The sequence below is a fragment of the Clostridium cellulovorans 743B genome (genome assembly GCF_000145275.1).
Lineage (GTDB): Bacteria > Bacillota > Clostridia > Clostridiales > Clostridiaceae > Clostridium_K > Clostridium_K cellulovorans.
This window is the reverse complement of record NC_014393.1, coordinates 1,809,935-1,824,810: the sequence shown is the minus strand read 5'-3', so window position 1 is coordinate 1,824,810 and position 14,876 is coordinate 1,809,935. Positions and strand designations below refer to the sequence as shown.

General features: G+C 32.2%; 9 protein-coding genes. 2 read left to right on the top strand and 7 right to left on the bottom strand.

The window, feature by feature from the left end; genetic code table 11:
• Positions 1-193: 193 nt before the first annotated feature.
• The 4 genes from CLOCEL_RS07455 to CLOCEL_RS07440 all read right to left on the bottom strand — a co-directional run bounded on the left by CLOCEL_RS07455 (position 194) and on the right by CLOCEL_RS07440 (position 8,807).
• Positions 194-2,368: a glycoside hydrolase family 9 protein gene (locus CLOCEL_RS07455; RefSeq protein ID WP_010077571.1), complete on the bottom strand. Its 2,175-nt coding sequence runs from the start codon at positions 2,366-2,368 to the stop codon at positions 194-196.
• 510 nt (positions 2,369-2,878) lie between these two features.
• Positions 2,879-5,053 (bottom strand): glycoside hydrolase family 9 protein, encoded by a 2,175-nt coding sequence (locus CLOCEL_RS07450; RefSeq protein ID WP_013291672.1) that lies wholly within the window; start codon positions 5,051-5,053, stop codon positions 2,879-2,881.
• A gap of 228 nt (positions 5,054-5,281) precedes the next feature.
• Positions 5,282-7,456 carry a glycoside hydrolase family 9 protein gene (locus tag CLOCEL_RS07445; protein ID WP_013291671.1) on the bottom strand — a complete coding sequence of 725 codons (2,175 nt, stop codon included), beginning with the start codon at positions 7,454-7,456 and terminating at the stop codon, positions 5,282-5,284.
• Between the two features lie 433 nt (positions 7,457-7,889).
• Positions 7,890-8,807 carry a DUF2935 domain-containing protein gene (locus CLOCEL_RS07440; protein ID WP_010075906.1) on the bottom strand — a complete coding sequence of 306 codons (918 nt, stop codon included), beginning with the start codon at positions 8,805-8,807 and terminating at the stop codon, positions 7,890-7,892.
• 713 nt (positions 8,808-9,520) lie between these two features.
• Between CLOCEL_RS07440 and CLOCEL_RS07435 the strand changes: the two genes are divergently transcribed.
• Positions 9,521-11,029, top strand: a complete 1,509-nt coding sequence (locus CLOCEL_RS07435; RefSeq protein WP_010075908.1) for a bifunctional ADP-dependent NAD(P)H-hydrate dehydratase/NAD(P)H-hydrate epimerase — start codon at positions 9,521-9,523, stop codon at positions 11,027-11,029.
• 174 nt (positions 11,030-11,203) lie between these two features.
• Here CLOCEL_RS07435 and CLOCEL_RS07430 read toward each other — a convergent pair whose 3' ends face one another.
• The gene (locus CLOCEL_RS07430; RefSeq protein ID WP_242655236.1) at positions 11,204-11,656 is read right to left on the bottom strand and encodes a CorA family divalent cation transporter; all 453 of its coding nucleotides are present in this window, start codon (positions 11,654-11,656) and stop codon (positions 11,204-11,206) included.
• 187 nt (positions 11,657-11,843) lie between these two features.
• Between CLOCEL_RS07430 and CLOCEL_RS07425 the strand changes: the two genes are divergently transcribed.
• Positions 11,844-12,377, top strand: coding sequence for a hotdog family protein (locus CLOCEL_RS07425; RefSeq protein WP_010075910.1), 534 nt, complete (start codon positions 11,844-11,846; stop codon positions 12,375-12,377).
• Between the two features lie 342 nt (positions 12,378-12,719).
• Here the strand turns inward: CLOCEL_RS07425 and CLOCEL_RS07420 are convergent, their stop codons facing one another.
• Both CLOCEL_RS07420 and CLOCEL_RS07415 read right to left on the bottom strand, forming a co-directional pair.
• Entirely contained in the window at positions 12,720-13,895 is a 1,176-nt protein-coding gene (locus CLOCEL_RS07420; RefSeq protein WP_010075911.1) for an MBL fold metallo-hydrolase, read from the bottom strand.
• A gap of 526 nt (positions 13,896-14,421) precedes the next feature.
• On the bottom strand, positions 14,422-14,808 hold the full coding sequence (locus tag CLOCEL_RS07415) for a MerR family transcriptional regulator (protein ID WP_010075912.1): 387 nt from the start codon (positions 14,806-14,808) through the stop codon (positions 14,422-14,424).
• Positions 14,809-14,876: the final 68 nt, after the last annotated feature.

Sequence of the window (14,876 nt, the reverse complement as noted above, 5' to 3'; positions counted from 1 at the left end):
TTTTGTTATGTATTTGACAAAAGTATTTTTATTACATTTTATAAGTTTTTAATTTATAGCTCTATAAAGTTATTAAAGGATATTTCTTATTATTAAGGGATATTCTATGTTATTAAGGGATCTTCTATGTTATTAATTAAGCCTTATTTGAAATCAAAAACACTATACTTTCATCAAAACTAACTAACGGTATTTATTTCATATTTAATGCAGCCATTGCATAAACAAATGGTGAATTCCAATAAATATCTACTTCATTTGTTGAGTAACTTTCTGCATGGTCAACATAGCATCTAGCAGGCGCTTGACCTTCTAGGATACCTTGTGCATATGGATCTTCCAAATTGTCATTTGGTCCACCAGCAAGCATACCTGGTATTGCTGCTTTTTGAGCAATAGATGGTCTGTGGTGTGGATTTTTTAAGTAATCTGTTCCATAACCTGAAACAAAGGAGAATCCTAATGAGTTTTTACCAAAGCAATAATTGATATGTTCTTTAGCATATTCTAAATATTCTGGATTAGGACTAAGCTTATATGCTTCTGCTAGTAATATAGCATTATTAGTTACATTCATATTGCTGCCCCAATAGTAATTTGTTCCATTGGAAATGTTATACCCATCATTTTTAGCTAAAGACACTATTTGTTGTGCTTCGTTTAAAACGTGGTTTCTAATGTTACCAGCTACATTTTGGTCAGCAGCTTTTGCTGTTAAATATGCTTTGTTTCCATAATGACCTACGCTAGCCCAACCATAACCATTTTCAAATTTTAAGTTAAGCATTTTCTTAAAGGCATCATCGTATTTACTATTACCTGTAGCCTTAAGCAATTCAGCGGCTGCCCAATATCTTTCATCACCATCATAACCGTCACCATATTCTCCTGTTGAAATACCTTTTGGATTTGTAAACGGAATAGTTGGTGTTTTTTCAAGGTAGCTCCAAGCTAATTCTCCTGCTGCTAAACATTTTTGAGCAAGTTCTGCATCTATATCCTTAAAGTTTTCATAGCCCATTGCCATAACTGCTGCAAAATCTGCTGTTGCAGTTGTAGAAATAGGTGATACTATAAGTGCATCTTTTTCAAATTGTGGCATAATGTGTCCAGGGAATCCAGCACAAGTTACCTTATGATAAACTCCACCACTTGTTGGCTCTTGCATTTTTAATAACCACTGTAATTGATATTTTACTTCATCTAAAACATCGGAAACTCCATTTCCACTTTCAGGTATATTAAAATCATCTCCAAAGGCAGCTTTATTATCATTATATGCTGATAATAAGTCAGCAACAGCTTTTGAAGTAGCAACTACATAACGGCCATAGTCACCAGCATCATGCCAACCTCCAGATACGTCAATTTTTTTATCTGTTCCATAGATTCTAGCAAGCTCTGTATGACAAGCAGGATGTGCCCATTTACCAGCGTATATTGCTGGAAGCTCTTGTCCACATCTTTGCATATAGAAAAATCTCACAGCATCCTTAAATACATTATTATAAATATCTTCTGATATAGTAAAATCATATGAACTTCCTAAGCTATCTGTTTGAATCTTATAAGTTCCTGGTGTTGTAAAAGAAGAAAAATCTCCAAATCTATTTATTTCACCAGCTGCTTCATTGTATCTACACCCTTCGATGTTACCTGTATAAACAACTTCATTTGTAGCAGTAGAAACTACCTTAAAGTTTCTATCTGTAGTTTCTGCTCTAAATACTACCTTCTTCTTATCATTTGGCTTATACCCAAGTTGATTTAAAACGATTTTTTGTTCTACCTTTGGTTTTTCTATCCCAACAACTCCAGTATCATCAACAAGAACTAATTTAACATTATCAATTTTAACAGAGTGAGCTGGAAGTGCTTCTCCAGTTATACTTCCAAGGTTAAATGCAAGTCTTGGAGCCACGTCATTTTCCTCTGTCATAACAAACTCTTTTGATATACTTTGAACTGCGCTTGTTGTATTTATTTGTCCATCAACATAAGCACGATAATCTCCACCGTTAAGTTGAATTCTATAATCAACTATTCTATCAGTGGTAGAGCTTATATCAAACTCTAAACGATATGTACCATTTTTGTACATCTTAAAACCATCATAATAAGCCTGCACACCATATGATACTTCTCCGCACTCATTAACTTGAGCTTTAAGAGCTCCATCAGCTAAAGTTACTTCTCCGTCACCGCCGCTAGCTGTGAAATAGCTCCATCCTTTCATGTTAGTATCAAAGTTACAATTAATAACTGTAGTGCCACTTAATTCGCCAGCTTTTATTCCCGTTGAAAAACTAGCATAACTTCCAGTAAATACTACTGCAGCAATCAACGCTGTTAATAATCTCTTTTTCATATCACTATTCCCCTTTTTTTTAATAATTGCTTTATTTATCTCTGTAAACGCGTGTTAACAAATTGTAAATATACTTAATACTATAGATAACATATAAGTTCCAAAACTGAAGCTATATGTATATATATGGGTGATTTAGGCTATTTTCTACTAAATAAAAATAGCCACTCTCAATGTTTTTATGAGTTAATACGACTTATATATGGATTTTATGTATATGTTTTCACAATATACGAATTTTACACAGCGTAAACACGTGTTCATACTGTAATATTACACCATTTTCTATGATATTGCAATAACTTTATTATAAAAATTGTAATTATACTTATTTAATAGAACTAAAGTTAACTATACTATAATAAATCCAAATAATTCCGTAATTTCAAAGTCTATTTGTAAAAAAAGCAAGATACGATATAGATTCTCCGATAGAAAACTACATTAACTTTATATGCCACATATTAAGTTAATGTAGTAACATTATCAGAACTTATATATTTACCGTTTCTACCTCATATCTAATTCAGACATAGCACAAATAAGTGGTGAATTCCAGTTAATATCTACTTCATTACAAGAATAGCTTTCTGAATCATCAATATAGCATCTAGCTGGTGCTTCCCCTACTAAGCTAATTTTTGCTGTTGGATCTTGTAAATATTTATTTGGTCCACCAACAATCATACCAGGTATTGCTTTCCCCTGTGCCATTGATGGTCTATGAGTTGGAGTCTCTACACCATCAGTACCATAACCTGTAATAAAACATTTCCCTAATGAATTTTTACCTAAGCAATAGTTAACATGTTCTTTTGCATACTCTAGGAATTCTGGATTAGGAGAAATTTTATACGCCTCTGCAAGAAGTATAGCATTGTTGTTCATCTTAGCATTACTACCCCAATAATAAAGATATGATGGAGTAGAACTGTTATAGCCATCATTTCTAGAGAATGCTACGATATCTTGAGCTTCATCTATTATACGATTCTTAATATTGGAGACTGTATTTTGATCAGCTCCTGTTGCTGATATATATGCCAGATTTCCGTAGTGACCTACATCTGACCATAAAAATCCACTTTCATATTTTGTATTTAACATTGTTCTAAAGGCTTGGTCATATTTGCTGTCACCTGTTGCCTTAAACAATTGTGCAGCTGCCCAATATCGTTCATCACCATCATAACCATCAGCATAATCTCCAGTTAAAATACCTGGTGGGTTTGAAAATGGTGTATTTGGTGTCTTTTCAAGGTAATTCCAAGCTTTTTCTCCTGCTGCTAAGCATGTTGAAGCGAATGATGAATCTATATTTTTAAAGTTCTCATAACCCATAGCCATAATTGCTACGAAATCTGCCGTTGCAGGTGTAGATATAGGACATAGAAGAAGTTCTGCTGTTTCCTCCTGTGGCATAACATATCCAGGAAAATCCCAACTAGTTACTTTGTGGTAAACACCACCACTGGTTGTTTCTTGCATTTTTAACATCCATTCTAATTGATATTTCAATTCATCAAGAACATCTGGAATACCGTTTCCACTTTCAGGAATATCAAAATCATCTCCAAAGGCAGCTTTATTATTATTGTAAGCTGTAAATAAATCAGCAATTGCTTTTGAGCTTGCAGGTACATAACGACCATAATCACCAGCATCATGCCAGCCACCAGAAACATCAATTTTTTCATCTGTTCCATAGATTGTTGCTAACTGCTCATGACAAGCTGGATGGGCCCAAGTGCCAGCAAAATCTTGTGATAATTCTTGTCCACATCTTTGGAAATAAAAAAATCTCATTGCATCTTTAAATAAATTCTTATATACATCTTCTGATATAGTGAACTGATAAGAACTACCAAAACTATCTGTCTCAATTCTATATGTACCTGGTGTTTTTAAAGAAGAGAAATCTCCAAAGCTATTTATTTCTTCAGCTGTCTCATTATATGTATGGCCATAAATATCACCTTGATACACAACTTCATTTGTTTTAGTAGAAACTACCCTGAAATTGCGATCATTAGTTTCTGTTCTAAAAACAACCTTTTTCTTATCCTCTGGTTTATAACCAATTTGATTTAGAACAATTTTTTGTTCAACTTTTGGGCTTTGTATTTCTTCTTTTATTCCACTAGCATCTACTAAAAATAACTTTACGTTGTCTATCTTAACAGAGTGGTTTCCAAGTTCTTCTCCTATTACATTTCCAACATTAAAAGCAAGTCTCGGTATCATATCAGTTTCTTCTGTCATCACAAAATCCTGAGACACTGTCTTGACTTCTTGAGTAGTATTTATCTTATCTTCAACATAGTAGCGATAATCTCCTCGATTAAGCTGAATTGTATATTGAATTGTCCTATCAACAGTAGAACTTACGTCAAATTCCAAATGATACTTTCCATTTTTGTACATTCTAAAATCATCCTTATAGATTTGTATACTATATGGCTGATTTCCACAATTGGTTACCTCTGCTTTAATAGCACCATTATCATAAGCTATATCACCACCACCGCCTTCAGTGGTAAAGCCACCCCAACCTTTTGCATTTGTATCAAGACTGCCATTCTCAATCAAGTTAGCCGTCATATCAGCAGCCGTTGCTTGATAACTACCAAAGCCTCCGAAAAGCACAACACCTGCAATTAATGCTGTAATAAATTTTTTTCTCATGCCTTTTTCCCCCTAAATAACTTAATATTAAAATTAAGGATTTTTATCTTCTAATGGAATTTAGGATAATTAATTTATAACTATCCTAAATAATTTCATGACTTTAGAAATCTATTTGTAAAAAAAGCAAGATAAGATATAGATTCTCCGAAAAAAACTACATTAACTTTATATGCCACATATTAAGTTAATGTAGTAACATTATCAGAACTTATATATTTACCGTTCCTACTTCATATTTAATTCAGACATAGCACAAATAAGTGGTGAATTCCAGTTAATATCTACTTCATTACAAGCAAAACATTCTGAATCATCAAGATAACATCTAGCTGGTGCTTCCTCTGTTAAACCAAGTTTCATTGTTGGATCTTCTAAATATTTATTTGGTCCACCAACAATCATACCAGGTAAAGCTTTCCCTTGTGCCATTGATGGTCTGTGATGCGGAGTCTCTACCCCATCAGTACCGTAACCTGTAATAAAACATTTACCTAATGAGTTTTTACCCAAGCAATAGTTAACATGCTCTTTTGCATATTCTAAAAATTCTGGATTATTTGAAATTTTATATGCATTTGCAAGAAGCATAGCATTATTGTTCATCTTAGCATTACTACCCCAATAATAAAAATATGATGGAGTAGAGCTGTTATAACCGTCATTTCTAGAGAATGCTACGATATCTTGAGCTTCATCTATTATACGATTCTTAATATTCCCAGCTGCATTCTGATCAGCACCTGCTGCTGCTATATATGCTAGATTTCCATAGTGTCCTACATTAGACCATAAAAATCCACTTTCATATTTTGTATTTAACATTGTTCTAAAGGCTTGGTCATATTTACTGTCACCTGTTGCCTTAAACAATTGTGCAGCTGCCCAATATCTTTCATCACCATCATAACCATCAGCATAATCTCCAGTTAAAACCCCTGGTGGATTTGAAAATGGAGTATTCGGTGTTTTTTCAAGGTAAGCCCAAGCTTTTTCTCCTGCTGCTAAGCATGTTGAGGCAAGTGCTGGATCTATATCTTTGAAATTCTCATAGCCCATAGCCATAATTGCTGCAAAATCTGCTGTTGCAGGTGTAGATATAGGACATACAAGAAGTTCTCCTGTTTCTTCTTGTGGCATAACATATCCTGGGAAGTCCCAACTAGTTACTTTATGGTAAACACCACCACTGGTTTTTTCTTGCATCTTTAACATCCATTCTAATTGATATTTCAATTCATCAAGAACATCGGGAATACCGTTTCCACTTTCAGGAATATTAAAATCATCTCCAAAAGCAGCTTTATTATCATTATAAGCTGTAAATAAATCAGCCATTGCTTTTGAGTTTGCAATTACATAACGACCATAATCACCAGCATCATGCCAACCACCAGAAACATCAATCTTTTGATCTGTTCCATAGATTGTTGCTAACTGCTGATGACAAGCTGGATGAGCCCAAGTGCCAGCAAAATCTTGTGTTAATTCTTGCCCACATCTTTGGAAATAAAAAAATCTCATTGCATCTTTAAATAAATTCTTATATACATCTTCTGCTATAGTGAACTGATAAGAACTACCAAAACTATCTGTCTCAATTCTATATGTACCCGGTGTTTTTAAAGAAGATAAATCTCCAAAACTGTTTATTTCTCCAGCTGTCTCATTATATGTACGACCATAAATATCACCTTGATAAACAACTTCATTTGTTTTAGTAGAAACTACTCTAAAATTACGATCATTAGTTTCTGTTCTAAACACAACCTTTTTCTTGTCCTCTGGTTTATAACCAATTTGATTTAAAACAATTTTTTGCTCAACTTTAGGACTTTCTATTTCTTCTTTTATTCCACTGACATCTACTAAAAATAGTTTTACATTGTCTATCTTAACAGAGTGGTTTCCAAGATTTTCTCCTACTACATTTCCAACATTAAAAGCAAGTCTTGGTATCATATCAGTTTCTTCTGTCATTACAAAATCCTGAGACACTGTCTTGACTTCTTGAGTAGTATTTATCTTATCTTCAACATAGTAGCGATAATCTCCTCGATTAAGCTGAATTGTATATTGAATTGTCCTATCAACAGTAGAACTTACGTCAAACTCTAAATGATATTTTCCATTTTTGTACATTTTGAAATCATCCTTATAGATTTGTATACTATATGGTGCATTTCCGCAATTGGTTACCTCTGCTTTAATACCGCCATCATCATAGGTTAGATATCCACCACCGCCTTCAGTGGTAAAGCCACCCCAACCTTTTGCATTTGTATCAAGACTACCATTCTCAATTAAGTTAACTGTCATGTCCGCAGCTGCTGCTTGATAACTACCAAAACCTCCGAAAAGCACAGCACCTGCAATTAATGCTGTAATAAATTTTTTTCTCATGCCTTTTCCCCCTAAATAATCTAAATAATTAGAGATTTTTATACTACACTCTTTTAGTATCTTTAAATATCTACCAATGTAATATTTGTGTAAATTAATCCCTATAATGTCATATTACATTAACTTTCTTCATATTACAACATTTTTACTAAAATATAATAACTAATTTTTGTTATATAATTGTAAATTTAATTAAAAGTATGATTAACAAAGTTCTATAACGTATCAGCATTACTAACTAAACTACTACCTGAAATAATTGTGATTTCATACTATTCAATATAGATAATGTATTACGATTAATAATTAAACTAGTAAAAAATTATAGTTTATATACTACAAATTTTTACTCAATATTTTTAGAAAATTAACTTTGATGTTCATTAGATAAAAAGAAAGCCATAGCTCTCTTTCAAAAGCTATAGCTCCTATATTATACTCTTTTACTGAATATTTTTAGCAATCTTAGATAATGATTTGCTTCTCTCAAAGTGTGGTCACCTAAAAGTGGAAGAATTATTGACCTAATCTTACAATCCAATAATCCTTCTGTTGCTTGTGATTTGAAGTTTCTTATCTTCTTAGTTGCTTGTAAATCTTCTTCTACAACATCGCTAATACAATCATTTAACTTTATGGATTCTGCTGTTAACTGGTCAAATTCCTTAGCAAAGTTATTAGCAGTCATTATCAAAGTTTCTTCCGTTGGATCTAAAAACCCTCTTATAAATTTTGCATGCTCTGCCATTATCCTATTCCAAAATCTTTGCTGTTCTACAGCTTCACGAGCCATATCGATTTCGATTCCTTTTTGTAATCTATAAAGCATATTATAATATAACATCGCTTCTCTTCTTACATGATCTATTAAGAGAGGATAGTTGACGGTAAACAACTTGCAACTAAGCATTCCATCCAATATTTCTGTTTTATAATTAATCAATGCCCTGACAGCCTTCATTGCTCTAGTATTTAAGTTTCGTACAGCTGCTTCTAGCTCTCTTGAAACCCTATAATCACATCTTGCGTCAATTTCTTCTTCTTCTTTAGTGATATTTGTGTTTAGTTTTATTCCTGTATAAAATTCTGAAGCCCTTTCTGCTGATACAGTGTACTTTGTAAAAAGCTCTCCAGAATTCTTTACCATTGGACTTATAATACCATTAGACAGACTAATTGCCTCAGCAAGAAGTTTAGTAAATATATCTTTAAAATTATCTCCTTCTTTAGCTAAATCCGCATCTCTAGGTGTAAATCCAGCTTCAAGAAAAAAAGAGTGTTCCTTCATGATTCTCATAAAAAATAAATTCAATTCCAAGGACTGCCTAATAAAATCTTCTTTACCTAACATATATCATACCTCTCATAATTTATTTAGCTTCTTAAAAACTACTATCCTTTAAAAGTTATTAAAGCAATACTTATCGCTTACTAATATATTATGATAACTGATAACCAGTGTGAGATTTTTCAATGTAATCAAACCTCTTCCTTATTGAAGACACAATGATAATTTGTAACTTACATATAGAGTCATCTTCCCCTTAGCCATATGTGAATAGTCTCGAGCTTCACCTTCTATATCTAAGTACAGATTATTAGACAACTCCCTTTTCATCTCTATGCTTTCTATTTCATATGGAATAAATCTAAAAAAAAATTGTACCTTTAACTTTTCCACTACACCCTGTAAAAGACAATAACATTATCCCAATTAAAATCAATTTAATTATAGATTATCCAAACTAAATTCGAGATGCTTGTAGATAATTATATAAAAGACCAGTATTTTCATAAAATCATAATGGAACTCTTCTTTACAATAATTTATCATAGTACTACATATGATATAATCTATAGATAATAGAGCTTGCTGTGATATTTAGTCTTATACCCCAAGAATTATCACTTATTAATATCACATTTGATTTTGTTAAAAATTAACAGTCCTTAGTTTTTCGAATTTGCTTTCACAACAAGTCTACTTAATTTGCTTTACTAATTAAATATAAATTCCACTTAAATCAAATATCAAAATTACTATTAAAATAAGCGGAGGTAATTATGCGAATCGGTACTTCAAAAATGACTGGTGAAGTTGATAAAGCTTGTGTAGATAAATTAGAAATACCCTTAATGGTGCTTATGGAGAACGCAGCCTTGAAGGTAGTTAAACATTTAGAGATAGATAAATATTCAAGTTATGTAGTTGTATGTGCTACAGGTAACAACGGTGGAGATGGTTTAGCTGCTGCAAGACATCTTTCCGCTCTTGGAAAAAAAGTAGAGATATTTGTTGTATTAAATGACAACAGAAATATGAGTGAATGCTTCAAAGCTAATTACAATATATTAAAAAACATGGGTACGGTAATTAATGAAGTTACAAGCATTGAATCACTGCAAAAACTTAAAGCATCAATATTAGATTCAGAAGTAACTATAGATGCAATCTTCGGCACAGGATTAAATAGAGAAGTGCAGTGGTTGTTTAAACAGGCTATTACAATAGTTACTGACTATAGTAATTATATAGTTTCTATTGATATACCTTCTGGAATGAATGGTGATAATGGAAACATATTAGGCATCTGCGTCAGAGCCCATAAAACTATTTGCTTTGAATTTTATAAAAGAGGCTTCTTAAATTATGGAACTGAAGAATTCACCGGTGAAATAATAGTCGAACCAATAGGAATTTCCCAAAATATTCTTGATCAATTTCATAACAATGAATTTATATTGGAAAAAGCTGATGTTATCAACAATATAAAACCTAGACAGAAGCAAGGGCATAAGGGTACCTACGGAAGAACTCTTATTTTAGCTGGGTCGGAAGGCTTTTCAGGAGCAGCATACCTAGCAACACAATCCGCAGTTAGAACTGGTAGTGGACTTGTTACCCTATGTTGCAACAGTAAAATTCAAGATATCCTAAGCTGCAAGCTTTCGGAGGCGATGACAATAAGTTATGAAAACAAAGAAAAGCTTTTAGAACTATTACGTGTCAGCACTGCTGTTGCTATAGGTCCTGGACTTGGAAATAACCAAGAAACCCTTGAACTACTAGAACTTGTCCTAGAAGAATCAAAGGGACCAATAATTATTGATGCTGATGGACTAAATGTACTTTCCACTAATCTTCAGCTTTTAAAGAAGACAAAGGCCCCAGTTATAATTACTCCACATCCTGGCGAAATGTCAAGACTTACTGAAATATCAGTAAAAGAAATAAATTCCTCAAGAGTAGACTTAGCAAAAAGTTTTGCCTTAGAACATAATATAATTGTTCTTCTAAAAGGATATCAAACAATAATTACTAATGGTCTTAAAGTTTATGTAAACCCAACCGGAAATAGCGCTATGGCTAATGGTGGTATGGGAGATTGTCTTACAGGAATTATTACTTCACTTGCTTCTCAAGGAATTCCAGCCTTTGAAGCAGCAGCTTGTGGTGCTTATATTCATGGCTATGCTGGTGATAAACTTTCACAGACTATGTATGCTGTAAATGCCACACGTGTAATTGAAGAAATCCCTTACATAATGAAGGAATTCATTTGTGAGAAATAAAAAACTACGGTGCCTTAGCAAGGACACCGTAGTTTTCATATGCAAATTAAAAACTATGCAACCGCCTATCCATGAGCGCTAGACTTAATCTCCCATAGTTTTCGTATGCAAATGAAAGGTCTCTATTCTTTTCCTATAACTATACTAAATTTCTACTGCTTATGATTTCAAAGACTACAACCATTTTTTGTTTTTAAAATATGCAATCATAGAAACTACAATTGAAATCATTATTAACCAAAGCACAGGGGGCATATATGGCCAACTAAGCTCTGGCATATTAGATAAATTCATTCGATATAACACTACAATAAATGAAAGAGGAATGAAAATTGTTGAAATAATCGTCAAAACCTTCATAATCTCGTTCATTTTATTGCTAGTGCTTGATAGATATATATACATACTGGCTAATATATCTCTTAAGGTTTCTGTTATGTCCATAACTTGAATTATATGATCATATAATTCTTTAAAATATATTAGTGATTCCTCATTAATAATCTGAACCCTATCTCTTTCCAAAGAACCTATGACTTCACACAGTGGCCAAACTGCCTTATGAAGGAACAACATTTGTCTTTTTAGCTTATCAATATCTTGCAAAGTTTCTTTTGCTGATATCACAAAGAATCAAGGCGATAAATTTCATTGATAACTTAAATTTACGATATAAGAATCTATAAATTCTTCCAATATTCAACATATACAAATGTTAAGTATTGGAATTCAAGTTAACATTCTGTATAATTAAATAAGAATACACTTAGAAATTTTATGAGCTATTATAACAGTGATATAGGAGAATAATGAAATGATAGATTTATTTAGAGCATTTACTACAAAGGAAGATTTTTTCTATGATGGAGCATTTATTGCTAAAATAAAATATCAAAGGTTTCAACAAAAATCAGGTAAAGAAACTTATAAAAATGAAATTCTAAAAAGCAATAGAAAACTTTGTATAATCAACTGTAGTGGATATGCTGATGATAAAATTACAGAAACATTAACAATTTATTTAATGATGAATGTAACAGTTAAAGAATCTACTAAACCAGAAATTGTTGAAGATACTGGTACCTTATGGCGTAATTTTTCAAAAGAGGAAATTGCAAACTTCAGTAACTTAGTAGGCGATACAAATTCAATTCATCTTACAGATAATCCAGTTGTACAAGGAATGTTTATTCTAAAAGAACTTTGTGACACAACAGAAACTAGGGATATCGAAGTAAAATATATTCATCCTGTTTATGGCTGTAACCCAGTGTATATAAAACATGATGATAATATTATAAAAGGCTTTAGTGATGGAATATTATGCTTCCAAGCAACTCTATCTTAAAAGTCTTTACAAAGGTTTTGATAATATATGTTGCAATAAAGAAACTACATTAATTTTAACTGCGTGTACAAATTAATGTAGTAACTTAAATGGAACTTATATACACAAATTCATCGAAGAAGTAATTACTTACATACTTATCATAATAATAAACGGATACAGAAAAGTTAAAAGGACTAATCTCTGTTTAATTCAGGTTTCAGTCCTTTCACCTTGATTAATTAAATTCTGTTCAACTTTTGAGTCTTACTTCAAAATTATTTTCCTTAAGAGATATTATTCTATCAACACTATTCTTTAACATGGCTATTTTTAAGATATACTAGCATTTTTTCTATATAGTTATGTTGATTTTTTAGATTCTTCTGCTTTACTTAAGTCCTTTTCCCACCATGAAGTTCTAGATTTGTATACTTCTGAACCTAATGGTATAGTTTCACCAATCTTAGGTGCAATCAAATTGATTCCTGTTTTTTCTGCTTCTATTGATGCTCGTTCTATTGGCTCTTTCCATCCATGAAAGGCTAAGGAAAAAGCTCCCCAATGCATTAACATCATGTTCTTGCCATTTACATCTATGTTTGCTTGTACAGATTGTTCTGGTGTCATATGAATATCTGCCCAACGCTTGTCATATTGAGCGCCTTCAATTAAAGTGATATCAAAAGCTCCATATTTTTCCCCAATCTCCTTAAAATGAGGTCCATAACCACCATCACCACTGGTATATAGTCGTGTATCCTTCCCCAAAATTACCCAACCTCCCCATAAGGTAGAGTTAGAATTAAATAATCCTCTTCCTGAGAAATGCCTAGAAGGTGTTAATGCTACAGTTAAACCTTGAAAGTTCATTTCCTCCCACCAATTCAGTTCAATGATTTTTCCTTTTTGAACACCCCATCGAACCAAGTGAGAACCTACCCCAAGAGGAACATAAAAATAAGATACCTTACTGTCTAACTTTAAAATAGATTGATAATCTAAGTGGTCATAATGGTCATGTGATATAAATACTCCATCAATAGCTGGCATTTTATCAATAAGATCTAGTATATCCTTATTATATTCATATCTTTTACTACCAGCAAAGGAAACTGGTGACGCCATAGGTCCTAGCATTGGATCTAATAATAATTTTTTATTATTAATACTAACTAGAAAAGCCGAATGCCCAAGCCAAGTTAAGCTATCTTTTTTACTATTGATTAAATCCCAATCAATTGGTTCAACAGAAATTTGCCCCTTTGGATTACGGTCTTTACCACCTACAAAAAAATCTTTAGCCATTGATAAAGTGTCAGCTAAATTCATTTTCATATCCGTTAGACTGTCGTTAACAAATTTACCATTTTCATAATTACCAAGCTGCTTATAATACTCTTTTTCTTCCTTAGTAGCCTTACCACCAAAGGTCGGATTAAAATTTAAAAACGCTGTAATTCCTATAGATACTATAACTAAGAAACTGAATAAGTATATTATCACTTTTTTTCTCCTTTTCCATTTTTCTCTTCTCAACTTACTCCTCCTAGCCCCTTAAAATCTAATGCTAAAACAAGGAAACTCCTTCTCGATTCCTGTGAGGAGTAAGTTCCACTAGCTAAATCAAAGATTTAGAGCATCACTTATATGAGTTTTTTATAATTCTATCTTTAAATAATGATTTTGTATATAACAATCTCTTTATCTAAAAATAATACTACTTAGAGCTAACTCTAAGGAAAGATATTTTTGTTTTATCTAATTACTCTAAACCTAGTCCATTTTCCATTAATATATATACCTACAAAAATTATCACCCAGTCAACAAACACAGTTGCCCAAGTCCCAAACTTGCCCATGTGGAAGTAAATACCCTATACATATGATAATGTAATGAAATTTATCCAGTTCGTGAATTTACAATTCTAAATTTTAAGTCTAGTCTCAATTGTGCCGTTACATAAAAATGACTGGAATGGTAAAAAAACATCCAGTCATTTTTAGCTTATATTTGTGTTATTCTACAATCTACAAATATTTAATCCTTAGACTATGATCTCAACTAATCCTCTAGCTTTTTTAGATCTTTTTCTTTTTCAACAATAGAGTCCTCATATATTGTTATTTTATAGTCTAAACGCTCAATAGTTTTTTTAATTTCCTCCATCTTTTCCACTAATACCTTATGTTGCTCAACTAAAATATCTTTTCTAGCCTCTATTGTTTCATCTCCCTTTTGAAATAGTGCAACATACTCAATCAACACTTCAATTGGAAGCCCTGAAGCTCTCATACATTTTATAAATTCGACCCATCTGCAATCTTCCTCCGTATAATCTCTTATCCCACTTTTATTTCGATTTACTGGAGGAATGAGTCCAATACGTTCATAGTAGCGAAGTGTATCTTGTGATAGCTCATATTTTTTACTTACCTCCGAAATAGTCATGCTATTTCACCCCCATTAGCTAGTTTAATTATCTCTATTATTTTTTCAAGCAATAATAGAAATACTAT

Bases quoted from the DNA above. Each gene is read 5' to 3' on its own strand.
- CLOCEL_RS07435 (WP_010075908.1), top strand. From the start codon at position 9,521: ATGCGAATCGGTACTTCAAAAATGACTGGTGAAGTTGATAAAGCTTGT.
- CLOCEL_RS07440 (WP_010075906.1), bottom strand. From the start codon at position 8,807: ATGTTAGGTAAAGAAGATTTTATTAGGCAGTCCTTGGAATTGAATTTA.
- CLOCEL_RS07450 (WP_013291672.1), bottom strand. From the start codon at position 5,053: ATGAGAAAAAAATTTATTACAGCATTAATTGCAGGTGTTGTGCTTTTC.
- CLOCEL_RS07415 (WP_010075912.1), bottom strand. From the start codon at position 14,808: ATGACTATTTCGGAGGTAAGTAAAAAATATGAGCTATCACAAGATACA.
- CLOCEL_RS07425 (WP_010075910.1), top strand. From the start codon at position 11,844: ATGATAGATTTATTTAGAGCATTTACTACAAAGGAAGATTTTTTCTAT.
- CLOCEL_RS07445 (WP_013291671.1), bottom strand. From the start codon at position 7,456: ATGAGAAAAAAATTTATTACAGCATTAATTGCAGGTGCTGTGCTTTTC.
- CLOCEL_RS07455 (WP_010077571.1), bottom strand. From the start codon at position 2,368: ATGAAAAAGAGATTATTAACAGCGTTGATTGCTGCAGTAGTATTTACT.